The organism is Corynebacterium haematomassiliense, assembly GCF_013978595.1.
Classification (GTDB): domain Bacteria; phylum Actinomycetota; class Actinomycetes; order Mycobacteriales; family Mycobacteriaceae; genus Corynebacterium; species Corynebacterium lehmanniae.
The window spans coordinates 1,134,828-1,158,012 of record NZ_JACDTZ010000001.1 but is presented as its reverse complement, the minus strand read 5'-3'; the positions used below and the strand labels follow the sequence as shown (position 1 = coordinate 1,158,012).

Here is a 23,185-nt window from a genome sequence, read left to right as displayed (position 1 = left end):
CGTTTAGGTTGGTAGCGGGGGTTATTGGGTCAGTCGCATGTTGGTGCCTTCGAGTGTGATGATTTCGGCGCCGGCGACGAGTCGGTTGAGTATTGACTCGGCGATGACGGCGTCGGGGATGGATTTGTACCACTCGTCGGGTGTGAACTGGGATGTCACGATGGTCGATCCGCGGGGTTCGCGTTCTGCGAGGATATTGAGCAGTTGGTGTGCGGTGGCGGCATCGATTGGGGTGGTCAGGAAGTCGTCGAGGACTAACACGTCTGTGTTGTGTAGGTCTTCGAGGAACGTGATGCGGGCTGGGTCGTCGTGTTTGAGCACGGCGAGGTGGTTGGCGAGTGTGTCGGTGCGGAAGAAGCGTGCGGAGTAGTCATTTCTGCACGCCGCGGTGAGTAGTGCTTGGGCGAGGTAGGTTTTGCCGACGGAGGATTTGCCCAGGATGACAATGTTTTGTGCGCTTTGGCACCATTGGCAGTGAGCGAGTCGGGTGATTTGCTCTTTGTTAATGGTGCGGCCGGGCGTGTAGGTGATGTCTTCGATACAAGCATCGGGATTTGGCGATCGGGATGCTTTGAGCAGTTTGTTGACTCGCCTCTCACGCTTGGCCGCTACCTCTTTATCGAGTGCGTAGAGCACTTTGTCGGAGAAGCTCCAGTCGTCGAATGCGGGATCGGCGGCGATGTCGATGACGCTTTGTCCGAAGGCGGTCATGCGTAGATCGGTAAAGATCGGCAGGACTGATTCGTCGAGGAAGCGGGCGGATGATGATGCTGGTTGCGGGTGGGGCATGGGTTATGCAGATCCTTTCTTGGTGAGGTTTTCGAGGCTGAACTGGGCAGCACCACCGAGGTAGGCGCCGCGGGTGTCACGCGCTGACGGGGCAGGCGCACCGTCAGCGGGTCTGCCGGTTAATTGATCGATTGGCAGGTCAGCACCTGTAGGTCGTGTGGAGGTGTCTTTGCGCACGGCGGCCATCATGTTTTTCACCGCGGTATACGACACAGCACGCCTTCTGCCGTCGGTGGACACCAAACGTCTGCAGGCATCTTCGAGGATTGGCTTGTTGGCGTGTTTGCCCATGTTGAGCACGTTGCGGCACGCTTGGTACGCCTGGGCAGGGATCGCTTTAGCTTCGATGAGCTCGGCAATCACCTGGCGTGTGGCCGGCCCGATCTTGGAGGCTTCGCGCAGGAAGTACTCACTTGTCCACAACCCACGGGTATCACCCAGGTTCGCCGGTATGTGGTCGGTGTCGGTGACATACACCCCGCGGGCACGCGCGAGTTGGTGTCTGGCCACACGCTGCCCGGCGTCGAAGACGGCGAGACTGTCACCGGTGATGCGCACATCCACGGTGCGGCCCACCAGCTGGTGCGGTACCGAGTAATGCGCGTTGTGCACTCTGATGTGGAAATTGGGTGCGACTTTGGCGCGTTTCCATTCGGTGCGCTGCCACGGTGTTGCAGGCAGCGCGGTGAGCACGTCGCGTTCGAACTGATCAAACAATGCGCGTCTGCTCGTCGCATTGCCGCGAAACGGCGTGGCAGCGTTGATCCCATCGACCAGGGCGGTGATTTTCGCGTTGAGCTCGTCTATCCCAACGCACTGGTGGCCATCGAGTGCGTGGATGACGTTTTGGGTGACGATCTTGACTGCGGCTTCGACGCTGGCCTTGTCTTTGGGTCGTTTCGCCCGAGCCGGCAACGCGGCGGTGTTGTAGTGCTCCAAAAACTCCTCGTAGGTGGAGTTGACCCGACGATTTTTGTCCGCGGCACTAATCGCGTTCGAGGCTGTCGAGGCATTATCCGGCACGATGACCTCGGCAACCCCGCCGAAGTACTCAAACGCGCGGATATGAGCTGCAAGCCACGCGTCCTGGCGCTCATCCGCGCACGCGCAGGCGAACACCATCCCCGAATACGGCAGCGAGGCGACAAAGATACTGACCTTCGATCCTTGCCCGCCGGTGGGGTCACACAGCCGCATCTTTGTGCCTGCCCAGTCCACCTGCATCGTATGGCCCGGGGCATGGGTGATCCTGGCGGTCAGCCCAGCTGCATCAACGTGTTGGGCCACAAGCTGGCGAAACCGCTCGTAGCTGTAATACCGCTGGCCTGGGTCCGCAGGCTGTGCGGTGTAGCGGCCCCACAACACCTGCAGGGTCACCTTGTTGCGCCCGGTGCGTGCCTTGGCGACAGCGTCGAAATCGATCGGGACGAAATCGCCCTGAGCATGGCTGCGCCCGTCGACGAACCAGTCCACCAGCTCATGATCCGCAACCCCACGAAGTTGCTCACGGGTTGTGATGTTGTGTTCCACCAGCGCATCGCGTGCTTTTTGCACCGTGGTGTGCGAGCACCGCAGACTCGAACAGATTTGGCGGACAGACCAGCCTTTGAGCACTTGATCCATTACCGCCCGGTAGTCAGTCACAATCAGACTCCTCTGGTAACGCCGCGTGCCCTGAAGTCACGCGGTCACCAGAATCCTCCCCCGGACTGTTACTGGATGCTCACCAATGCGTTACTCGATACTCACCACGGTGTTACTAGATACGACCGCGTAACACCCTGATTCTGAGGAAATGCAGCACGCAGACCGTGCACACCCTCCCGATAGGATAAGCGCCAGCACCGAAAGGAGAAGAGGACTGTACATAGTTATTGTCTTGGCTGCGCTGGTGTGTGCCACCGTCTTGGCCGTCCAGACCATCCGCCGCGAACAGCCCCAAGACCGTATGCGAGTCGCCGCGATTGGAGGCGGAACCAGCGTGGCAATGATCCTGGGCGCTTATCTCATCTTCAACCTCGCAGAGCTGCCGCTAATTCTTACCGCACTTATTGCGTCGCTGGGACTACTCGCCCTGTGGACTGGCATTTTCGGAGCCCGCCTCAATGAAAGAACCAACAGGTAAAGCCACGTTTCGGTGAACATACGCTATAACATATGCTTTAGCGTATGTCGTGCCATATGCCTAAGCATATAGCCTGCCATACAGCAATCACCGTGGGGCGTATATTCACCCGCACGCCGCGCCGTATCTATGCGTTTTTCAACACCCGATACACCGTAGGGCTTGAACGGAATTCGTGTAGGCGCAATCAGGGGCTATAAAGTATCGCATTACTTGCATCCAAACCTGTACATTCAGAGAATTGCCTTGGACTGGCGGTAACAGGTACCAGATATGCGTTCGTAAAATTCGCGCGCGTTAATGTCGCTCCACGAAGGTCTGACTCGCTAAGAATTGCGTTCGTAAAATCTGCGTCGGTGAAATCTGCCGATTTCAAGTTAGCCCATGCCACCATGGAGCCGCGAAACGAGCATCCTTTGCATATGCTTCCTTCGAGATTGATATCCGTCAGGTCATAGTTGGACATATCTTTCCCGGAAATGTCTTCCCCAGCGAGCTCCGTGGCCCACGATTGAGGCATCGTTTTGTACATTTGCTATTTAATCTGCGGTGAATTGATAATCCATTGCGGGCAACGGCCTTGGTAGCCAAGGCAGTGAGTGGTTACAACTCCGTAAGGTTTGCCGTCCCTTATCTTGTTGAAACCAACCACCGTTAATATGTCTGTGGTTTCAACTTTCCGGCACTTCTTAAAAGGTCCCCAACCTGAGCAGGAAATATGATCCATGGGCAGGCGATATTCATAGCGGTCGCCGGAGCGCTTAATTTTTGGCGCATATTTTGTTGAAGCTTGTGAAGCACGAATGGATAGACCGTGTTTGTTCTGGTTTTTCGCCCGAGCCTTTTCCCGAAAGTAAACCAGCTTTCCATTTTTATCCGTCCACTGCGACACGATAGTGTAAGGGCCTTTATTTCCAAAGCTTTGATCCCAACGTATGTTGCTGTGCCTTCGATCGTTGCCTTCCAGCGTTCAGCGGCGACGTACTCCGGGTCGGCAGCGAGTCGGCGCATCTCAATAGCCAACAGCCCGTGGGCTAAGTCTCTGAGGCGGCTTGGGCTGGTTTCGGCGCGTATTTCGTCGAAAAGCACGAGCTCTTCTTCCAGCAAAGCAAGATCTGGCTGACCAAGCGGACCCGGATCCATGCTCCAGTTCTCCTGCCCGTAGAAATGGAAAGCCTCGTGTGCGAGGAAAGTGATGAAGTGCTCAGAAGAGTTTGGAACGTCGAAGCTGTGCTCGCCGAACTTCACGTAATAGGAATCCTGACCGAGCACTCGTTTGGGGTGACCGATAGTGGTGAAGTTGCCACCGAGCAACCATGTTGGCAGCAGCTGCGGGTAAAGGCGTGCAAGCCGGTATACGTGGAAACCTTCTGCCGCCGGTGCAGGAATCGGCTCGGCAAACGGCGACGATACTGGCTCGTTTGTGACGAGATAGCTGAATCCGGAGTCTTTGCTCATGAGGACGAACGGGTGTGACACTACGTCGACGTCGCGCCACAGTTGCGGGGTGTCGGCGAGTGTTTGGAACTCCTCGAGAGCCCGCCTGTCAATCGGGGATAATCCCGCACGTTTGGCAATTACAAGGTCTGCCGCACCGGCTGCAAATACGATTGCGAGCAAAATGGCGAGAAGTCTCAGGATGAGAGAACGCATGGAGTCGATTATCTCCGAAGGACCATGCGCCAGATCTTGTCACCCAGCGGAGTGATGCGAGTTTCGGGTTTGATCTTCATGACGAAGTTCTTGTCTTCTACTGTGCGTGGCAGGTGGGTGAAGCCCGGAAGGCTCGTGAGGCCCACGATGGGTGGGGAGGACGGGTCGCAGTCGATGACCACGTCGAATTGACGAAGACGTTTCAAGAGTCCGTTGGCACGTTCGCGGGACTCGTTTGTCAGTTTCCCAGGGGCGGCACCGGTGCGGTCTTGGACACTTAAATGGTGTGAATGCCGGGGTGTGAATGCCGGGGTCGGAGGTCGAGTTTTTCCATACTCTGGGTAGGCATGAAGTTCACGTATTTGCCAAAGCCTAAAAACGAACCCATCGCTGCGCTGGAGGCGAAGGGACATCAACACGTCGCCCTTGAGGACAACCCGGACCTCGTGTTGTTCGGTGGCGGTCCGAAGGATTTCCCGGATGAGCTGCCGGACAGCGTGAAGGTTGTGCAGATCCAGTACGCCGGCATTGAAGGTTTGCTGGAGGCCGGCATTCTGTCCAAGCATGCGGCCAATGGCGTGCGCTTTGCTAATGCGGGTGGGCTTTACGACGACACCGTCGCCGAATCCACCCTCGCCCTCCTACTGGCAGTAGAGCACCGTATGAAAGCGGTAGATCGCGAGTGGAACAACACGCAGCTGTTCAAGGAGAAGGAGTACCTCTTCGACAACAAGAAGCTCGCGATCATCGGCGCCGGAGGCATCGGCAAGACGCTGATCCGATTCCTTCAGCCCTTCGGCATGGAGATCACTGCGGTGAACCGCTCGGGCAACCCGGTGGACGGCGCGGACCGTTCCGTTGCCATGAAGGACGCTGGCGAGATCTGGGCAGATCATGACTACTTTGTGTTGCTCACCCCGCTGACGGAGGAAACCCGCCATATGGTGAATGCGCAGCGGATTGAGCAGATGAAGGACACTGCGGTCGTCGTCAATGTGGGGCGCGGGCCGCTCGTCGATACGCAGGCGCTCACGCAAGCGCTTGCCGACGGCCACCTGCGCGGCGCCGGCCTCGATGTCACAGAGCCCGAGCCACTGCCCGCCGACCACGAGCTGTGGGGCCTGGACAACTGCGTCATCACCCCGCACGTGGCCAACATCCCGCGGTTCATGGAGCGCCGCATCGGCGGCCTGGCCGCGAAGAACTGGGAGCTTTACGCCGCGGGCGAGAAGATGGCCACAGAGGTCGACGTCGACGCCGGGTACTAAATGACCAGTATGGTAGCCCCGAATCCAGGTGCGTTACCGAGGCGGGCATCTGCGGTGACGAGCGGCTGATTAAGCGTTTCGGCAAGCGCTATGAAAGTGGCGTCGTAAGCGGAAACGTTCTCGCGGAGCTGCCAGGTTCGAGCCATGAGCGGAAGGTGTCCGTGAAATTGGATACCCAGCTCGCTCAAGATCGATAAAGACTCGGCCGCTCTACTCACGTCCAAAACGTTGGAACGCACCTGTCTTCTCATTACCTGCACGACTTCAGTTACCAGTAGGTGAGGTGCGTGGATTTCTGCGTCTTCGGCAGAGATCAGCTCGAGTACTTGGTCGCCCTTTTCAGTACGTAGCAATAGTTCGATTGCCGCGGACGTATCCAGAATCATGCCCTGGCATCCCGTTCAGCGCGAACAGCTTCGGCAATGGACTCGCCCTTCGTGCTCACCCGGGGAAGATTGGCGAGACGAGCCAGAGCCGCGGAACGCTTGCGGCGGTTGAGCGCGAATGTCAGCTCGTCAACAGCAACGTCGGACACGGAGGTGTTCCGCAGCTGGGCCTGCGCTTCAAGAGCGCGCACCAGCTTTTCCGGGACGTTGAAGAGCTGCAAATCGGTCATACCGAAATAGTGGGCCACCCTCGCGCCGGTGTCAAGGGTTTTGGTAATCGTCTAGCGCTAGGATTGCCGCATGAGTGCGCAGCAGACTGACCAGCAACGACAGGCCGAGCGCGAGGAGGTGCTCGCGAAGGCGCGCCGCGCGAAGGAGGTAGCGCCGATAATCGCCGCGCTGCCGACCCCGGCGAAGGACGCGGTGCTGCTCGCGGCCGCCGCTGCGCTGACGGAGCGCGCCGGGGAGATCCTCGACGCCAACGCCCGCGACCTTGAAACCGGCCGCCAAAATGGCCTGGCGGAGTCGGTGCTGGACCGGCTTGCACTCGACCAGGACCGCATCGAGGGCATCGCCGGCGGCCTGCGCCAGGTGGCCAGCTTGCAGGACCCGGTGGGGGAGGTGCTCACCGGCCGCACGCTGCCCAACGGCATCCAGATGAAGAAGGTGCGCGTCCCGCTCGGTGTGATGGGCATGGTCTACGAGGCCCGTCCGAACGTCACCGTCGACGCGTTCGGCCTAGCGCTGAAATCCGGCAACGTGGCGCTGTTGCGCGGATCGAAGACGGCGCGGCACTCGAACAACAAGCTCGTCGAAATACTGCAGGACACCCTCGCGGCACACGACCTGCCGCGCGAAGCGGTGCAGTTGCTGCCGTGCGACTCCCACGAGTCGGTCCAGGACCTCATCACCGCGCGTGGGCTTGTCGACGTTGTCATCCCCCGCGGCAGCGCCCGGCTGATCGAGGCGGTGGTCACCGGCGCGACCGTGCCCACCATTGAGACGGGCACGGGCAACTGTCACTTCTACATCGACGCCTCCGCGGATCTGGACAAGGCGATCGCGATGCTCATCAACGGCAAGACGCGCCGGGTCAGCGTGTGCAACGCCACCGAGACAGTGCTCATTGACGCGGCTCTCGCGGACGAGGACAAGCGTGCGGTCGTCTCAGCGTTGCAGGCTGCGGGGGTTGAGGTGCACGGAGACGTCGAGAAGCATGCTGCGTTTGGTGCGGACGTTTCGCCTGCGACCGAGGCCGATTTCGCCGAGGAGTACCTGAGCATGGACATCGCGAGCGCGGTCGTGGACGGCGTCGAGGGGGCGATCGCCCACATCGCGCACTACTCCAGCGGCCACACCGAGGCGATTGCGGCCCAGGACGCACATGCTTTGCGACGGTTCGCTGACGCCGTGGACGCCGCCGCCGTCGTACTCAACGCATCGACCGCCTTCACGGACGGGGAGCAATACGGCATGGGGGCGGAAATCGGCATCTCCACCCAGAAACTGCACGCCCGCGGACCGATGGCGCTGCCGGAGCTGACCACCACCAAATGGATCCTGGAAGGTACCGGCCAGGTGCGCTAGTCTATCCGCGTGAAAAAATCCCGTTCCTCCTGGCGCGCCCGCTTCGGCCTGTTCGCCACCGCTGTCGCCACCGCCGTGACAGCCACAGTTTCCCCCGTCGCGCCCGTGCAGGAAGCCGACGCGCAAACCCGCTGCCCGGCCGTCGCCGTCATCGCCGCCCGCGGCTCCGGCCAAAACACCCAGATCTACCCCACGCGCTACTCGGGCGGGGCGGCCTGGACCTCCAACGGCTGGGAAGCGGAGACCATCCGCGCCTTCCTCCAGCACGCGGAGCGCCGCTACACCGCCACCCACGGCGGCAACTCGCTGATGAAGGACGTCGAGGTCATCGGCTTGGAGCCGCGCTACTACCCGGCGACGTTCCCGGAGTACGACGTGCCCGAGGTCGCCGTGCCGTCGACGCTGCTGCAGGCGCTCGGCCTTGCCATCCAGTGGGCCAACCCGATGTTCATGATGGCGCGCAGGGCCTCGAACCAGTTCCTGGACTCGGTGAAAATCGGCCGGGGTGGCGTGATGCAGATGATCAACGACTACCAGGGCGCCACCGGCTGCCGCCCGAAGTACATCCTGTCCGGCTACTCCCAGGGCGCGATGATTCTGCTGGAGCACGAGCGTGAACTGGCGCGGCGCGGCCAGCTCGCCGGCGTGGTCTACTTTGGCAACCCGAACACCGCCCCGGGCGACTGGTCCACCGTGGGCGTGCGCGGCGGCGGCGCGGGTGGCATCCTCGGCGCGCTGCCGTTTAACACCAAGACCGCCGCGGCGACCCGCAACCGCGTCAACTACTGCCTGCCGCTGGACGCCGTGTGCGACTTGTCCGTGCAGACGCTGGAGGCCTCCCGCGCCACCGGCGGCAACCACGCCCGCTACTTCCGCTGGAGCTCCCGCTGGGACAACCAAGTCTCCGACGCGTTCGGGCGCTTCGTGGATCAGGTACGGTACGGCTAATGAACCAGCTGATTCGGACCACCGCCGCCGCGACCGCTTGCGCCGTCGCGCTTTCAGTTGCGCCTGCGGGCGCGGAGACCATCACGCGTGACACCACGCAGCGCGTGACGGTGGAAAAGACCTGTGAGTGGGAAGTGGACGCCAAGGGCAACCCGATCCTGGACGCCAAGGGCAACCCGATCCCGGTGGAGGTGGACGGCAAGCAGGTGTGCAAGGAGCGCGAGGTCGCCGCCGGCTCCTCGAGCAGCGCCAACAAGTGGGCGGACGACACGCGCGACGAGCTCAGCATCGGTGCTGTCGTCGGCGTGGTCGGCGCACTGCTCGCGCTGGTGCTCGGCGCCGGACTGCTGTTCATCGAGTCCGTGGACATCCGCATGCTTCCCCCGGCGAGGTAACGGCGCATGACGGAGCACTACGCAGCTTCCTTGGAGCAGGCGCGGCGCATCGGGGTCATGGGCGGCACGTTCGACCCGATCCACCACGGCCACCTGGTCGCCGCCAGCGAGGTGGCGGACCGGTTCAACCTGGACGAGGTCATCTTCGTGCCCACCGGCCAGCCGTGGCAGAAGGCGGGCAAGACCATCAGCCCGGCGGAAGACCGCTACCTGATGACGGTGATCGCCACCGCCTCCAACCCGCGCTTTTCCGTCTCCCGCGTCGACATCGACCGCGACGGGCCGACGTACACCATCGATACGCTGCGGGACCTGCGCGAGCAGTTCCCGGACGAGGAGCTGTACTTCATCACCGGCGCCGACGCGCTGGCCTCCATCATGTCCTGGCACGACTGGGAAGAGATGTTCCAGCTCGCCGAGTTCGTCGGCGTGACCCGCCCCGGTTACGACCTGCGCGAGGACATGCTGCCGGCCGACATCCAGGAGCGCGTGCACCTGGTGGAAATCCCGGCGATGGCCATCTCGTCTACCGACTGCCGCGAGCGTGCCGCCGAGGGCCGGCCCGTGTGGTACCTCGTGCCGGACGGGGTGGTGCAGTACATCACCAAAAACGCCCTCTATGCCTAAGTAGCACTCTTAGGCCGTGTCGTGGGACAATGGCGGGGTCTGTCCAACCAACGAAGGGTTTGCCACTTGACCGCTCCGCAGATCTCCATCGACCGGGCCAAGATTGCCGCCAAAGCGGCCGACGAAAAGCTTGGCAAGAACATCGCTGTTATCGACGTCACCAACGTCATGGCCATCACGGACGTGTTCGTGATCGTCTCCGCCGACAACGAGCGCCAGGTCGCCGCCATCGTCCAGGAGGTCGAAGACGACCTGACGGATGAGGGCGTGGAGCCGAAGCGCCGCGAGGGCAACCGCGAAAACCGCTGGGTGCTGCTGGATTACGGCAACTTCGTCGTGCACATCCAGCGCGAGGCAGAGCGCGAGTTCTACGGCCTGGACCGCCTGTACGCGGACTGCCCGGCCATCGAGGTCGAGGGCCTGGAGCCCTACGAGCGCCCCGCCACCTTCGGCAACGAGGCCGAGCTGCGCGAGGCGCAGAACATCGAGGACCTGCCGCTGGCCGGCGACGGCCCGGCGGCCGCAGACGACGAGTTCTAGGCGTCGCGCATGCAACGACGTTTGATCCTGCTGCGCCACGGCGAAACGGAGTACAACGCCACCTCCCGCATGCAGGGGCAGCTGGACACCGTGCTCTCCGAACGCGGTGTGAACCAGGCCCACGCCGCCGCCAAAGAGCTGCGTGACCTGGGTATTTCCAAGATTATCTCCTCCGACCTCGTGCGCGCGAAAAACACTGCTGACGTGGTGGCGGCGGATTTGGGGTTGACTGTAGACGTCGATAAGCGGCTGCGCGAAACACACCTCGGCGACTGGCAGGGCAAAACCCACACCGAGGTGGACACGGAGCACGAAGGTGCGCGGGCGGTGTGGCGCACCGACGCGACGTGGGCGCCGCCGCGCGGGGAAAGCCGTCTCGAGGTGGCGGCGCGCGCGCAGGCCGTGGTGGACGAGTTGATGCGCGACTACGACGAGTGGGACAACTCCGCCGTGCTTTTGGTCTCCCACGGCGGCACCATCGCCGCGCTGACCGCGTCGCTGCTGGGCTTCGTGGTGACGCAGTACCCCGCGATCAAGGGGCTGGGCAACGCGAACACGGCGCGGCTGGTGGCGATGCCGCGCCTGGACGAACCGGCGAAGATCCGCTGGTTCCTCGAAGCCTGGAACCGGGGGCTGAACTAAATGGCAGTGCGCGTGGTGGTGGATTCCTCGGCGGGGCTGCCGCCCGAGGTCGTCCGCGAGCTGGACATCACCGTCGCCGACATGCACGTCATGGGCAGCGGCGAGGACAGGGGCACCTCCGGGCTGTCCTCGCTGGAGCTTGCGGCCTGCTACGCGCGCCAGCTGGAGCGCGGCGGCGACGACGGGGTGATCGCGCTGCACCTGTCCAAGGCGCTGTCGTCGACGTGGTCCGCGGCCGTGGCGGCGTCCGCGGTGTTTCCCGGCACGGTGAAAGTGGTGGAGACGGACGCCGCCGGCATGACCATCGGCGCGGCCGCCATGGCCGCCGCCACCGTGGCCCAGGAAGGCGGGGACTTGGCGGCGTGCGAGGCGATGGCGAAATCGACGCTCGCCCGCTCCGAGACGTGGGTGTACCTGCACCAGCTCGACGACCTGCGCAAATCCGGGCGCCTGCCTACCGGCACCGCGGTGCTCTCCGCGGCGCTTCTGGCTAACAAGCCGATTTTGCGCATCCACGACGGCAAGCTGGAGCTTGCTGGCAAGACCCGCACCCAGTCGAAGGCGTTTGCCAAGCTCACGGAGCTGGTGGTGGAGCGCGCCGAGGGGCAGCCGGTGTTCGCGGCGATCCAGCACGCGGACGCCGAGGAGGCGGCCGAGCAGCTGGCATCTTCGCTTGAGGCGGAGTTGCCGGAGGGCTCGCGGGTGATGTGCGAGCCGCTTGTCGACGTCCTCGCGGTCCACACCGGCCCCGGCGCCATTGGGCTGTCGGTTGTCTTTTCTTCTCGGGAATCTGCCCAGTAGGTGTGGATAACCCGCCCTGATTGGTGACGCCGCAACAACGTTATCCACAGGTTTGCGGGTGGGGGCTTCCGGTGCGGGGGTTCTCGGCTTAGCGTGCCGGGCATGAACGCCATCGACCGTCTCCAGGAGCTCACCCGGCCCACCGGGGAAGAGGACCTCCTGGCCGTGCGCTATCCCGCGCCGCGTGTGTCCGTGCCGGTGAAGCCGGCCGCCGCGGCGGTGGTCGCGCTGCTGGTTGTAGTGGGTGCGTGGGCGCTGCTGCGTGGCGGCGGGTCGGAGGGGGACGTCGACTGGGAGCAGGTGGCCTCGCCGACCGAGGTCAGCGGGGTGGTGGTCGTGGCCGTGGTGGGGGAGGTGGCCAACCCGGGACTGATGACGCTGAACGAGGGCTCCCGCATCGCCGACGCCCTGCAGATCGCACAGCCGCTGCCGCACGCCGATTTACTGGCGCACAACCAGGCGCAGCTGCTTGTGGACGGCCAGCAGATCCACGTCCAGGCCGTCGGCGCCGCGCCCCCGGCAGGCGGCGGAGGAGCGGCCGCGCCTGACGCTGGAACGGTGTCGCTGAATAACGCGTCCGCCTCCGAGCTGACCGCGCTGCCCGGGGTGGGGGAGGCGACCGCGGCGGCGATCGTGGCCCACCGCGAGGCCAACGGGCCGTTTACCGCGGTGGAGCAGCTCATGGACGTCCGTGGCATCGGACCCGCGAAGTTCGAGGCCATGCGCGACATGGTGGGGCTGTAGCGGTGTCGGAGCTGCGGCTGGTGCCGGCAGCGCTGGCGGTGTGGGCCGCGGCGGCGTGCTGCGTCCTGTTCGGGGTGTGGGCGGCGCTTCTTGTTGTCGGGGTCCTCGCCGCCGGCTGCCTGCTCGCGCGCGAGTATGGCCAGGCGGTGCTGACCGCGGGCCTCGGCGCGGCGGCGACGCTCACGGCGGCGGTGCGCAAACACGCAAGCGTCTCCGCCTCCGAGATCGTGGGCACCGTCAGCGGCACCCCGAAGCAGACCGAGTCGGGCGCCTACCTGGTGAGGGTGAAGGTGCCCGGCCAGCCGTCGACGACGCCGGTGTTTGCCGAGGAGCTGCCCGACGGTGCGGTCGCCGGCGCGCACGTGGTGGGCCGTGGTGTGTCCAAAGAATCTGGCGTGCCGGGCGTGAACCCGTTCGTGCTCAACGGCGACGTCGAGGTCCTTGGCCCGCCTCGCGGATTAGCGGCGTTCGCCCACCACGTGCGCACGACTTTCGCCGCGGCGGTGGAGGCGCAGGTGGGCGAGGGTGCGCGCGGGCTCATTCCGGGCATGGTGCTTGGCGACGTCTCCCTGCAACCGCCAGCCGAACAACAGATGTACATCGACACAGGCCTGTCACATTTGTCCGCCGTGTCCGGGGCGAATATCGCGATCGTGGCCACTTTCGCCACGGTGGCCGCGGCCGCTTTGAGGGCGGGGTTGCGCGGCAGGATCGCGGCCTCGGCGGTGGCCCTGCTGGTCTACGCCGGGCTGGTTGGCCCGGAGCCGAGCGTGTTGCGCGCCTCGGTGTCCGGCCTGGTGGGGCTGGTCGCGGTGCTCGCCTCCCGGCAGGCCGAGCCCATCCACGCGCTGTGCCTGTCCGTTATCGGGTTGGTGCTGGTGGATTCGGACCTCGCGGTGCACTACGGCTTCGCCCTGTCGGTGGCGGCGACGGCGGGCATCGTGGCGCTCTACCCGCTGTTGTACCGCGCACTGGCGGTGACTGGCTGGCCGGACATCCTCGTTCGCGCCCTTGCTGTGGCGGTGGCGGCGGACCTGGCCACCATGCCCATCGTGGCGATGATGGCCGGCAAAGTCTCGCTGGTCTCGGTCGGTGCCAACGTGCTGGTCGCACCGGTGGTGGGGCCGGTGACGGTGCTCGGGCTCATCGCGGCGGTGGCGTCGCTTTTGCCCGGCGGGCTGGAGGTGCCGGTGCTGTGGTGCGTCGAGCCGTTGGCGTGGTGGGTGCACACGGTGGCGAAGATCGGCGCGGGGCTGCCTAGTGCGACGGTTTCGGCGACCCCATTGACCGCTCTTGTGGTCTACGGGTGGGTGCTCGCCGGGTTTTTGACGGGCCGCCCCCGCGCCACCGTGTGCGCGGCGGCCGCCTGCCTGGTGCTGTTCACGGCACCCGAGCACCCCGCGCCCGTGGACCCGGCCGGGCTGCGCGCCCACGTGGTGGACACCATCGATGAGGTGGAGCCGGTACCAGGGTGGGCCCAGATCGTCGTCGTTGTGGAAGGCGGCCCACCGCGCGGCCGCCCGGTGGCCACGCGGGAGGGTATCCCCGTCATCTTCCCCAACGACTAAGCAAACGCCGCTACTTCTGGCTGCTCGAATCGGAGCTCAGCTGCTCGCCCGGGGTGCAGTTCTTCCACAGCAGCGTGACAACGAGTGCTGCCACGGCGACCGCGCCGGCGCCGCCGATCAACGTGCCGTGCTCGCGGCCGAACGCCTGCAACTGGCGGTTGATGCTGTCCACCTGCTGTGCAACATCTGGGTTGTACAGGCCCGTCTTCTGCTGCAGCTGGGTGTTGAAGTCCTGCAGTGCCGAGTGTGCTTGCTGCGAGAACTCATCGACCCACGGCAGGCTGACCTGCGAGCCGATCGCGATCGGGATCAACGCGAGCAGCGGCAGGCCGAACCCGACGCCGGTGGCGATGCAGCGACCGCGCTCCTCATCCGTCAGTTCCGAGGAACCGGACGGCGCAGGGGCCGTGTCGGTGGGCTTTTCGGGCACCGGAGCGGGCTCGGTGACGGTGACGTCGATGACCGTCTTGCTCGGGTCCTTGTCGGGGCGGGTGATTTCGACCTCGACGGGGTAGGTGCCCGGCGTGACGTCTTGCGGCGGGGTGATGATGACGCTGCCGTCGGGTTTGACGTCGACCCAGTCGGGCACGCTGGGTGCCGGGGTGACGGTGGCGTCGTCAGGCAGTGCCGGCGCCGGGATTTCGGTGGTGCCGCCCGGGGTGACGGTCACCTCCGGTGGGTAGACGTCGGTGGGCTTTTCGGGCTCGGTGACGGTGACGTCGATGACCGCGTTGCTCGGGTCCTTGTCGGGGCGGGTGATTTCGACCTCGACGGGGTAGGTGCCCGGCGTGACGTCTTCCGGCGGGGTGATGATGACGCTGCCGTCGGGTTTGACGTCGACCCAGTCGGGCACGCTGGGTGCCGGGGTGACGGTGGCGTCGTCAGGCAGTGCCGGCGCCGGGATTTCGGTGGTGCCGCCCGGGGTGACGGTCACCTCCGGTGGGTAGACGTCGGTGGGCTTTTCGGGCTCGGTGACGGTGACGTCGATGACCGCGTTGCTCGGGTCCTTGTCGGGGCGGGTGATTTCGACCTCGACGGGGTAGGTGCCCGGCGTGACGTCTTGCGGCGGGGGGATGATGACGCTGCCGTCGGGTTTGACGTCGACCCAGTCGGGCACGCTGGGTGCCGGGGTGACGGTGGCGTCGTCAGGCAGTGCCGGCGCCGGGATTTCGGTGGTGCCGCCCGGGGTGACGGTCACCTCCGGTGGGTAGACGTCGGTGGGCGCTTCGGGCACCGGAGCGGGCTCGGCCGGGACAGACGCCGGATCGAACGGGTTGGTGCCCTTGTTCACCTCGTCCTCGTTGGACACGCCGTCGCCGTCCCAGTCGGAGACCTGCGCCATCGGCGTGCCGTCGACGGCCACGAGAGTAAACCGGGCGGTGACGTCCTCGTCGGCGGGCACACCTGGGCGGTAGGTGACGGTGACGTCGGCGGAGGCGTCGAAAAGCGATGCGAGCTCCGCGACCGATTCCTTGCCGGTGTACAACTTCGCCAGCGCCTCCAGCGTCGGACCCACTGCGGTGATGTTGCCGCGGGCGTCCGGGTCGGAGATCTGCCATAGCCCGTTGTGGTCGTGCGTTGCGGTGATGTGCGCTTCGGAGACATCCGGAGCGACCTCGAAGGTCAGAAGCGACGTGCCGGAACCGCCGAGCGCGGCGGTGACGGGGTCGCCGTAGCCCGGGTTGTAGGGCAGCTCGGCGGTGACCCGGATCTCCTCCGTCTCGTACGAGCCGTCCGGGTAGCGGATGGTCACGGTGGTCGTGAACACATCGCCGGGCTTCGCGTCCGCCGGCACGGTGAAGTACACAGTGCCGTTGTCGGCGATGACAAACGCCGGGTTGTCCACGGTGAACGTGGTGCCGGCCGGCAAGGAGCGGTCGCCGATCTGCGGCAGGGTCACCTTGGCACCTGGCTGGGCGTGGGTCTGGTTCCAGAACGGGGTGTGCGTGGTGGACAGCGATTCACCCACGGTCAGGGTGGTCTCCACGACGTCCTTGGTGCCGTCCGGGTAGGTCACGGTGATCGACGCTGTCTGCTCGCCGGGCACGGAGGTGTCCGGCTCGGTGGTCCACTCGATGTGGGTGCCCGGCGGGAAGGTGCCGGCGTTGACGACGGCGGTGGCGGCCGAAGGGGCGCCGACAAGCTGCTTCGTAAACACCGGGCGGGTGTCTGGCTGGTGGGACTCGTTCATCGGGGTCGCGGGGGCCTCGATGACGGTGACCTCCACCGGCACCCGGTCCTCGGTCTTGTCCGGGTAGGTCACCACCACAGTTGCGGCAGTGGTGCCAGGTGTGGAGGTGTCGGGCTCGCTGTCCCAGGTGATGGTGGTGCCGGCTGGCAGGTCGGACGCGTTGGCGATAGCGGCCGCGGCGTTCGGCGCAGGAATGTCCACCACGGCCTGGATACCCTGGCCCTGCGGGTCGTGCGTGTCAGCCTGGCTCGCCACGTCAACGGTGACGTCCACGGTGTCCGTGGAGCCGTCCGGGTAGGTCACCACCACTGTGGCCTGCTTTGCGCCCGGGGTAGAGGTGTCCGGGGCGGTTTCCCAGCCGAATGTGGTCCCCGCGGGAAGGTCGGCCACATCCGCCACGGAGTTTCCGGCCTGCGGCACATCGCCGCTGGTGACACTCTGGTCCTTTCCAACCGGGTCGTGCTGGTCAGCCATGGAACCGACGGCAACTTGGACGTTGACCTTGTCCGTGGTGCCGTCCGGGTAGGTCACCACCACTGTGGCCTGCTTTGCGCCCGGAGTAGAGGTGTCCGGGGCGTCCTCCCAAGTAATCGTGGTGCCCTCGGGGAGCAGCTCCGGGTTGGCAATAGACGCGGACGCCTCAGGGGCATCGCCTTCCTTCACGGACTGGTCCTTACCGGCCGGGTTGAACTGCTCGGACTGCTCGCGGACGTTGACTTTCACCTTCACGGTCTCAGTGGAACCGTCGGGGTAGGTCACAAGCACTTCGGCGTCCTTATCGCCCGGGGCGGAGACGTCCGGCTCGGTCTTCCAGGTCACCGTGGTGCCGGCAGGCAGCTCGGAGGCGTTGGCAATCGAGCTGGTGGCCGCTGGCACTTGTCCGTTGTTGGTGCTCTGCGGCTGGCCCTCCGGGGAGAACTGGTCGGCCTGGGAGCGCACGGCAACAGTGACCTTCACAGTGTCGGTCGTTCCGTCCGGGTAGGTCACTAGCACCTCGGCGTCCTTATTGCCCGGGGTGGAGGTGTCCACCGGCTGGGTGAACTCGAAGTGGGTGCCGGCCGGTAGGTCGTCCACGTTGCCCACGGAAACGCGTGGCACGACGCTGTCGCCGACGTTGACGGTCTGTTCGGCGGACTTCGGCTCGTACTGCTCGTTCATCGGGGTCTTCGGCGCCGCGACAACGTGGACGGTGACCGGGACGCGGTCCACCGTGCCGTCCGGGTAGGTCACCAGCACGACGGCCGGGACGTCGCCGGTCGCAGCGGTATCCGGCGCGACCGACCACGTGTAGACGGCATCGGCCGGCAGCTCCGCCACGTTGGCGATGGCGGTGCGCGCCGGCGGCGCGTCGACGCCCTCGACAGCGGTGATGTCCTGGCCCGCAGCGTCGTACTGGTCGGTGTGGGTGCGCACGATGACCTTCGCCGGCACGCGGTCGACGGATCCGTCCGGGTAGGTCACCACGACAACGGCGTCCTTCACGCCCGAAGTGGAGGTGTCCACCGGCTGCTCCCAGCTGAGGTTCGTGCCGTCCGGCAGGTCGCCGGATACCGACGCGCGCGGGTCGGCGGCCTGGCCCTGGTTCACCACCTGGTCGGCGGTGGTGGGATCGTGCATCTCAGCGTCGTTACGCACCTGCACCACAACGGTGAGGGTCTCCGAAGTGCCGTCGGGGTAGGTCACCAGCACCTCGCCGGTCTTCTGCCCGGGCGAGGAGGTGTCGGGCTGGCTTACCCAGCTAAATTCCGTGCCCTCAGGCAGCTCGTCGGCGTTGTCCACGGAGTCGGCGGCCTGCGGCTGCGCGCCCTTGTCCACCGTTTGCAGACCCGCGTGCGGGGTGTACTGCTGCTTGTTGGAGCGGACGCTCACGGTCACGCTTACGGTTTCGCTGGTTCCGTCGGGGTACTCCACGCGCACCACGGCGTCCTTCGCGCCGCCGCTCGAGGTGTCCGGCGCCGTCTCCCAGGTCAGCTTGGTGCCCACCGGCAGCGAATCCGGGTTGACGATGGAGGCGGCGGGCGCCGGCTCGTCGCCGATGTTGACGGTCTGCGTCCTGCCGGCGGGCGCGTAGTACTGTTCGTCGGTGCGCACGCTGACCTGCACAGCAACACGGTCGACGGAGCCGTCCGGGTAGGTTACCAGCACCACCGCGTCCTTGGCGCCGGAAGTCGCGGTGTCCACGGGGGATTCGAAGGTGAAGGTGGTGCCCTCGGGCAGGTCGTTTGCGTTGCTTATCGACGCCTTCGGGTCCACCGCAGCATCCCTATTCACCGTCTGCGGCTGGCCAGCCGGCTCGTTCGCGTCCGCAAGCGGGCTCACAACGATCTGGGTTGTGACCACCTCGGAGGAGCCGTCCGGGTAGGTGACGGTGATGGAGACGTCCTGGACGCCGGTCTTGCTGGTGTCCGGTGGCGTCTGCCAGGTGTAGGTCGCGCCGGGCAGGTCGTCGGTGTTGGCGATGGAATCCTCCGGGCGCAGGTCCTTGGCGCCGTTTTCCACGGTGCGCGCCTTAGGCGCGGGCGTGGAGGTGTCGGCCTGCGGCCGCACGGTGACGGTGACCTCGACGGTGTCGGTGGAGCCGTCGGGGTAGGTCACTTTCACGGTGCCGGTCTTGTCGCCGGGGGAGGATGTGTCAGGCGTGTTGTCCCATTCCACCTTCGTGCCGGCTGGCAGGTCCGAAAGGTTGCCGATGGATGCGGCGGCGTCCGGGGTGGCGCCGTTGTCCACGGTCTGCTCCGCGGCGGCAGGAGCGTAGTCGTCCGCAAGCGGGGTGACGGTGACTGTCACGGTGATGGTGTCGACCGTGTCGTCCGGGTACACCACGCGCACCTCGACGTTGTCGAACGTGCCGGGCTTGTCCGTCGACGGCGGGTTGACGAACTCAAAGTGCGTGCCAGCCGGCAGCGAGTCCGCGTCCGCCACGGCATCGCGGGCGTTCAGCGCGCTGGTGGCCTTGACGGTGACGTCCTGGCCGGCTGGATCGTTGGTCGTGTTCATCGGCTCGGCGGGCTTCGGCGTGACGTTGACCTTGACCGGCACGTCCTCGGTGGAGCCGTCCGGGTAGGTCACGCGCACGACCGCGTCCTGGGTGCCGGTTGCGCTGGTGTCCGGCTCGGTGGCCCAGGTAAAGGTGGTGCCGACGGGCAGGTCGCCGATGTTGGTGATCGCCGACTCGGGGTACGCCGCGGCGCCTTCGACCACGTCGATGTCCTGGCCCACGGGGGAGTTGGTGTCCGCCTGCGGGCGCACCGTAACGGTTGTGGTGACCTTCTCGGTGGAGCCATCCGGGTAGGTGACAACAACGGTGACCTCTTGCTTGCCCGGCTTCGAGGTGTCCACCGGGTTCTCCAGCGCGAGCGTGGTGCCTTCCGGCAAGTCGGCCTCGTTTGTCAGCACGTCTTCGGGGGTGACTGCTCCGCCGTTGTCGACGGTGATGTCGGCGCCCTTCGGGTCAGTGGTGTCCGAAAGCGGGCGCACGGTGACCTTCACCGGCACTGTGTCCACGCTGCCGTCGGGGTAGGTGACGATGACGTTGGTGGTGTACGTGCCTGGTTTGTCGGTCGAAGGCTGCGTCTCAAAGGCGAACTTGGTGCCCTCCGGCAGGTCGCCGGCGTTGGTGATGGAGTCCTTCGGGTCCAACGTGCTGCCGTTGTCCACGGTGCGGTCCTGGCTCTCGGGGGTGAGCGCGTCGGCCTGCGTGCGCACAACCACGCTCACCGGGATCTTTTCGGTGGACCCGTCGGGGTAGGTGACCACGACGACGGCGTCCTTCGACCTCGGCGAGGAGGTGTCGGGCGCTTCCTCCCATTCGAACGTGGTGCCCTTCGGCAGCGATGCGGTGTCGACGAGGGAGTCTTGTGCCTTCGGCGTCGCACCGTTGTCGACGGTCTGCGTTTTCGCCACCGGCGCGTACTGCTCGGCCTGGGTGCGGACCTCCACCTGCACCTTGACGTCGTCGGTGGTGCCGTCCGGGTACGTCACGCGCACCACGCCGTCCTTCATCCCCGGCGTGGAGGTGTCGGGGGTGGTGGCCCATTCGAAGGTGGTGCCGCTAGGCCGCTGCTGGTTGGGCACGAGCGACAGCTCCGGATCGAGGGCGTCGCCCTGGTTGACCACCTGCACGGCAGGTTGCGGGTCGAATTGGCTGTTCAGCGGGGTGACGTCGATCTTCACCGACACCTTCTCGGTGGTGCCGTCGGGGTAGGTCACCACCACCACGGCGTCCTTCGTGCCGGGGGTGGAGGTATCCGGCTGCTTCTCAAAGGCGAAGGTGGTGCCCTTCGGCAGGTCACTGGCGTTGCTTATCGACGCCTTCGGGTCCACCGCCTCCCCATGATCGACCTCCTGGGTGGTGCCGGACGGGTCGTACTGCTGCTCCTGGGTGCGCACGTACACCTTCACCGACACCTCCTCGAAGGAGTCGTCCGGGTAGGTCACCACCACCACGGCGTCCTTTTCGCCGGACGTGGAGGTGTCCACCGGAGTTTTGTAGGTGAAAAACGTACCGGCGGGCATGTCGTCGGCGTTGGCGATGGAGGCGTTCGCGTTCGGCGCCTCATTCAGGTTGACCGTCTGGTCTTGCCCGGCTGGGTCGTTGGTCTGGTCCAGCGGCTTCGTCGGAGCAGGGGTGATCCGCACCGTCACATCCACACGGTCGACGGAGCCGTCGGGGTAGCGCACCAGCACCACAGCCGGGACGTCGCCCACCTTGTCGGTGGCGGGCGCGGTTTCCCAGGTGTAGGTCGCGTCCGCAGGCAGGTCCACCACATTGGCGATAGCGGAGCGCGCCTCCGGCACAGAGGTGCCCACGATGGCCTCCGTGGTTTGGCCCTGCGGGGTGAACTCCTCCGCCTGCGGGGTCGGTGTGACGGTGACTTTGGCGAAGACCGTCTCCTGCGAGCGGTCCGGGTAGACCACCTGCACGGGGATCGTGTACTCGCCGGGCGCGGTGCCGGCGGGCGGGGTGGCGGTGAACCCGCCGGTGCCCGCATCCGAAGCTGCCTGCGTAGTCCAGCCGGAAACGGGGGCACCGGAGGCGTCGACAGGCGTGCCGAAGGTGAACGTCGTGTCCGCCGGAACGGACGTGTCCGTCTGGTTCAGTGTGACGGCCTTGCCAGGGAAGGTTTCCTTGGCGGGGTAGGCCGGCTGGCTCATCGCGTTTTGGCCCTTGGCCACAATAAAGGAGTCAGACGCGAGCAGGTCGTCGATGCCGCTGTAGAGGGTTGCCGAGTACACGGTTCCGGGGGCGGCGGTGGGGTCCGCGGACACCGGGAAGGTGCACGCGTTTGCGTCCGAAAGCGAGGACACCGGGCACTCCTTGACCACCTTGCCCGTGGTTTCGTTACGCCAGACGATGCGGTTGCCCGGCACCGGCGGCAGCGTGCCCGTGACGTTGAGCTGCGCCGTGCCGTTCAGCGGCGACGGGTTCAGCAGCTGGTCGTAGTTGGGAATGTCCAACTTCACCGGCCCGTAGGGCACGACCGCAAAGCCGAAGTTGTAGAAGTTGTCCGGCGCGGGGTTCATGCCCGGCACGATGGCCGCGGCGGGGTGGGGAGCCTCGCCGGCGTTGTCGTTGTACTCCTGGAACACCGGGGTGGGAAAAGGTGAGTACGCGTTGACCTGCTGGCCGTTCTGGTCCGTGACCCACATGTACATGCGCGAGTTGCCGGAGAGTTCCTTGTAGTCGGTGCGCAGGGTGTACTGGCCGTTTTCGTCGGTCTTTCCGGTGACGGTTACCGCGATCGGTTCGTTGCCGGCAGCCCGCATTTCCTCGAGCATGGCCTTGATAGCGCCCGCTCGCTGCGCCAGCGTGATCCTGGAATCTTTTTCAATGGCCTCGACGCGCTTTTGGGCTTCGGGGGTCAGCACCGAGGCGAAGACGTTGTAGCCCTCGAGGTTGGTGTCGCCGTTGCCCGTGTTGCGGGTTGGCGGGCCGACCTGGCGGTCGCCTTTGAGCGTGTCCATCCACACGAAACCGGAGATGGTGTCTTTGACAGAAAGCGTGGTTGCCGGGTTGTTCAGCGGGCCGAGAGGATCGACCTTGACGTTGGGGGCGGACATGTAGCTTTTGGCGGGGTCTACCACCTCGGTGAGGAAGATGCCGGTGCGCTGGATATTCTGACCAACCAGCTGGAACATGCCGGACGCGTCCGCGGGGTACTGGCCAGAGCCCGGCGCCACGCCGACCCAGGAGTTGGGCACGATGCCGCCGGATTGGCGGGTGTAGACGTACGGGTTGCCGGTTTCCGGGTTGACCATGTCCTTCTCAGCCACCCACAGGCGGTACGCCTGCTGGCCGTTGCCCACGCCGGAGGCGTCGAACAGGTGGGGCTTGCCGTTGGCGTCGTAGAAGGAGACGTAGTTGCCCTTTTTGTCCTTGACCAGGTTGCCCTTGGCGTCGCGCATGCGGAGGTCGAAGGCGTACGCGCCGGCGGCCTGCCCCTTGAGGGCCTGGGACTGGGCTGCGTAGACGGGGGAAAGTGTGCCGTCGGAGTCGCGGAACTGCATCAACACGGTGACACCGTTGAGACCCATGGAGTCGCTGATGCTCGACGGCGCGGTTGACTCCATGACGCCGACGCGCCCGGACAGCAGGCTCCCGGCGTTTGTGAGGTCGATGGCGCTGTTGACGTAGCCGTTTTTGATGGCGTCTGCGTCGATGGTTCCGGCCGGGGCAGACCACTTCGGGTCGGCCGGACTGCTGTTGGTCACAGCCTCAGCTTCTGGGGCAGTGTCGGGGGAGGCCACCACATGCGTAAGCGGGGCAACGGTGGCGAGGGCAAGTGCGGCGGCAGCGATGGAGGTGCCGCGTCGACGGGAGGTCAGGTGCGTGCTCAAAGGGGGGTCCTTCTGTTGTGTTGTGCCGGTCCGGTACTGGCGCGCGGATGCTCGCGGGCGGTGACGCTTTGCGCAGTCTCCAAT

Annotated in this window: 18 protein-coding genes; 10 read left to right on the top strand and 8 right to left on the bottom strand. The window is 65.3% G+C overall.

Annotated elements, in window-relative coordinates; all coding sequences use genetic code 11:
• Positions 1 to 21: 21 nt before the first annotated feature.
• The 5 genes from H0193_RS05525 to H0193_RS05505 all read right to left on the bottom strand — a co-directional run bounded on the left by H0193_RS05525 (position 22) and on the right by H0193_RS05505 (position 4,773).
• A complete protein-coding gene (locus H0193_RS05525) occupies positions 22 to 789 on the bottom strand; it encodes an ATP-binding protein (RefSeq protein WP_070771239.1) in 768 nt (255 codons plus the stop codon).
• Positions 790 to 792: 3 nt separating this feature from the next.
• Entirely contained in the window at positions 793 to 2,433 is a 1,641-nt protein-coding gene (istA, locus tag H0193_RS05520) for an IS21 family transposase (protein WP_181888927.1), read from the bottom strand.
• A gap of 668 nt (positions 2,434 to 3,101) precedes the next feature.
• Positions 3,102 to 3,380: a pentapeptide repeat-containing protein gene (locus tag H0193_RS12575; RefSeq protein ID WP_158093103.1), complete on the bottom strand. Its 279-nt coding sequence runs from the start codon at positions 3,378 to 3,380 to the stop codon at positions 3,102 to 3,104.
• A 188-nt stretch (positions 3,381 to 3,568) separates the two neighbouring features.
• Positions 3,569 to 4,567 carry a hypothetical protein gene (locus H0193_RS05510; RefSeq protein ID WP_181888925.1) on the bottom strand — a complete coding sequence of 333 codons (999 nt, stop codon included), beginning with the start codon at positions 4,565 to 4,567 and terminating at the stop codon, positions 3,569 to 3,571.
• An 8-nt stretch (positions 4,568 to 4,575) separates the two neighbouring features.
• The gene (locus H0193_RS05505; RefSeq protein ID WP_181888924.1) at positions 4,576 to 4,773 is read right to left on the bottom strand and encodes a hypothetical protein; all 198 of its coding nucleotides are present in this window, start codon (positions 4,771 to 4,773) and stop codon (positions 4,576 to 4,578) included.
• A gap of 141 nt (positions 4,774 to 4,914) precedes the next feature.
• Between H0193_RS05505 and H0193_RS05500 the strand changes: the two genes are divergently transcribed.
• Positions 4,915 to 5,835: a D-isomer specific 2-hydroxyacid dehydrogenase family protein gene (locus tag H0193_RS05500; protein WP_181888923.1), complete on the top strand. Its 921-nt coding sequence runs from the start codon at positions 4,915 to 4,917 to the stop codon at positions 5,833 to 5,835.
• Here H0193_RS05500 and H0193_RS05495 read toward each other — a convergent pair.
• Both H0193_RS05495 and H0193_RS05490 read right to left on the bottom strand, forming a co-directional pair.
• On the bottom strand, positions 5,832 to 6,221 hold the full coding sequence (locus H0193_RS05495; protein ID WP_181888922.1) for a type II toxin-antitoxin system VapC family toxin: 390 nt from the start codon (positions 6,219 to 6,221) through the stop codon (positions 5,832 to 5,834). The genes H0193_RS05500 and H0193_RS05495 overlap by 4 nt on opposite strands.
• Positions 6,218 to 6,451, bottom strand: coding sequence for a hypothetical protein (locus tag H0193_RS05490; RefSeq protein WP_126857909.1), 234 nt, complete (start codon positions 6,449 to 6,451; stop codon positions 6,218 to 6,220). Before H0193_RS05490 ends, H0193_RS05495 begins: the two co-directional genes overlap by 4 nt.
• Positions 6,452 to 6,521: 70 nt before the next feature.
• On the opposite strand from H0193_RS05490, the gene H0193_RS05485 reads away from it, so the two are divergent.
• The 9 genes from H0193_RS05485 (at position 6,522) to H0193_RS05445 (ending at position 14,073) form a co-directional block, all read left to right on the top strand.
• Positions 6,522 to 7,808, top strand: coding sequence for a glutamate-5-semialdehyde dehydrogenase (locus H0193_RS05485; protein WP_181888921.1), 1,287 nt, complete (start codon positions 6,522 to 6,524; stop codon positions 7,806 to 7,808).
• A gap of 9 nt (positions 7,809 to 7,817) precedes the next feature.
• Complete coding sequence (locus H0193_RS05480) at positions 7,818 to 8,756, top strand: cutinase family protein (RefSeq protein WP_239306236.1); 939 nt, start codon at positions 7,818 to 7,820, stop codon at positions 8,754 to 8,756.
• Complete coding sequence (locus H0193_RS05475; RefSeq protein WP_181888920.1) at positions 8,756 to 9,151, top strand: hypothetical protein; 396 nt, start codon at positions 8,756 to 8,758, stop codon at positions 9,149 to 9,151. The genes H0193_RS05480 and H0193_RS05475 overlap by 1 nt, the downstream gene beginning before the upstream one ends.
• A gap of 6 nt (positions 9,152 to 9,157) precedes the next feature.
• A complete protein-coding gene (nadD, locus tag H0193_RS05470; RefSeq protein WP_181888919.1) occupies positions 9,158 to 9,778 on the top strand; it encodes a nicotinate-nucleotide adenylyltransferase in 621 nt (206 codons plus the stop codon).
• A 66-nt stretch (positions 9,779 to 9,844) separates the two neighbouring features.
• Entirely contained in the window at positions 9,845 to 10,318 is a 474-nt protein-coding gene (gene rsfS / locus H0193_RS05465; protein ID WP_181888918.1) for a ribosome silencing factor, read from the top strand.
• Positions 10,319 to 10,327: 9 nt separating this feature from the next.
• On the top strand, positions 10,328 to 10,960 hold the full coding sequence (locus tag H0193_RS05460) for a histidine phosphatase family protein (RefSeq protein ID WP_181888917.1): 633 nt from the start codon (positions 10,328 to 10,330) through the stop codon (positions 10,958 to 10,960).
• Positions 10,961 to 11,761, top strand: coding sequence for a DegV family protein (locus tag H0193_RS05455; RefSeq protein ID WP_181888916.1), 801 nt, complete (start codon positions 10,961 to 10,963; stop codon positions 11,759 to 11,761).
• A gap of 102 nt (positions 11,762 to 11,863) precedes the next feature.
• Entirely contained in the window at positions 11,864 to 12,505 is a 642-nt protein-coding gene (locus tag H0193_RS05450) for a ComEA family DNA-binding protein (RefSeq protein WP_181888915.1), read from the top strand.
• A 2-nt stretch (positions 12,506 to 12,507) separates the two neighbouring features.
• A complete protein-coding gene (locus H0193_RS05445) occupies positions 12,508 to 14,073 on the top strand; it encodes a ComEC/Rec2 family competence protein (protein WP_181888914.1) in 1,566 nt (521 codons plus the stop codon).
• 10 nt (positions 14,074 to 14,083) lie between these two features.
• Here the strand turns inward: H0193_RS05445 and H0193_RS05440 are convergent, their stop codons facing one another.
• Complete coding sequence (locus H0193_RS05440) at positions 14,084 to 23,101, bottom strand: Rib/alpha-like domain-containing protein (RefSeq protein WP_181888913.1); 9,018 nt, start codon at positions 23,099 to 23,101, stop codon at positions 14,084 to 14,086.
• Positions 23,102 to 23,185 lie beyond the last annotated feature (84 nt).

Excerpts from the sequence above, each read along its gene's own strand:
- H0193_RS05455 (WP_181888916.1), top strand. The coding sequence starts at position 10,961 with ATGGCAGTGCGCGTGGTGGTGGATTCCTCGGCGGGGCTGCCGCCCGAG.
- H0193_RS05475 (WP_181888920.1), top strand. The coding sequence starts at position 8,756 with ATGAACCAGCTGATTCGGACCACCGCCGCCGCGACCGCTTGCGCCGTC.
- H0193_RS12575 (WP_158093103.1), bottom strand. The coding sequence starts at position 3,380 with ATGTCCAACTATGACCTGACGGATATCAATCTCGAAGGAAGCATATGC.
- H0193_RS05495 (WP_181888922.1), bottom strand. The coding sequence starts at position 6,221 with ATGATTCTGGATACGTCCGCGGCAATCGAACTATTGCTACGTACTGAA.
- H0193_RS05450 (WP_181888915.1), top strand. The coding sequence starts at position 11,864 with ATGAACGCCATCGACCGTCTCCAGGAGCTCACCCGGCCCACCGGGGAA.
- H0193_RS05500 (WP_181888923.1), top strand. The coding sequence starts at position 4,915 with ATGAAGTTCACGTATTTGCCAAAGCCTAAAAACGAACCCATCGCTGCG.
- H0193_RS05485 (WP_181888921.1), top strand. The coding sequence starts at position 6,522 with ATGAGTGCGCAGCAGACTGACCAGCAACGACAGGCCGAGCGCGAGGAG.
- H0193_RS05525 (WP_070771239.1), bottom strand. The coding sequence starts at position 789 with ATGCCCCACCCGCAACCAGCATCATCATCCGCCCGCTTCCTCGACGAA.
- H0193_RS05510 (WP_181888925.1), bottom strand. The coding sequence starts at position 4,567 with ATGCGTTCTCTCATCCTGAGACTTCTCGCCATTTTGCTCGCAATCGTA.
- H0193_RS05490 (WP_126857909.1), bottom strand. The coding sequence starts at position 6,451 with ATGACCGATTTGCAGCTCTTCAACGTCCCGGAAAAGCTGGTGCGCGCT.
- H0193_RS05460 (WP_181888917.1), top strand. The coding sequence starts at position 10,328 with ATGCAACGACGTTTGATCCTGCTGCGCCACGGCGAAACGGAGTACAAC.
- nadD (WP_181888919.1), top strand. The coding sequence starts at position 9,158 with ATGACGGAGCACTACGCAGCTTCCTTGGAGCAGGCGCGGCGCATCGGG.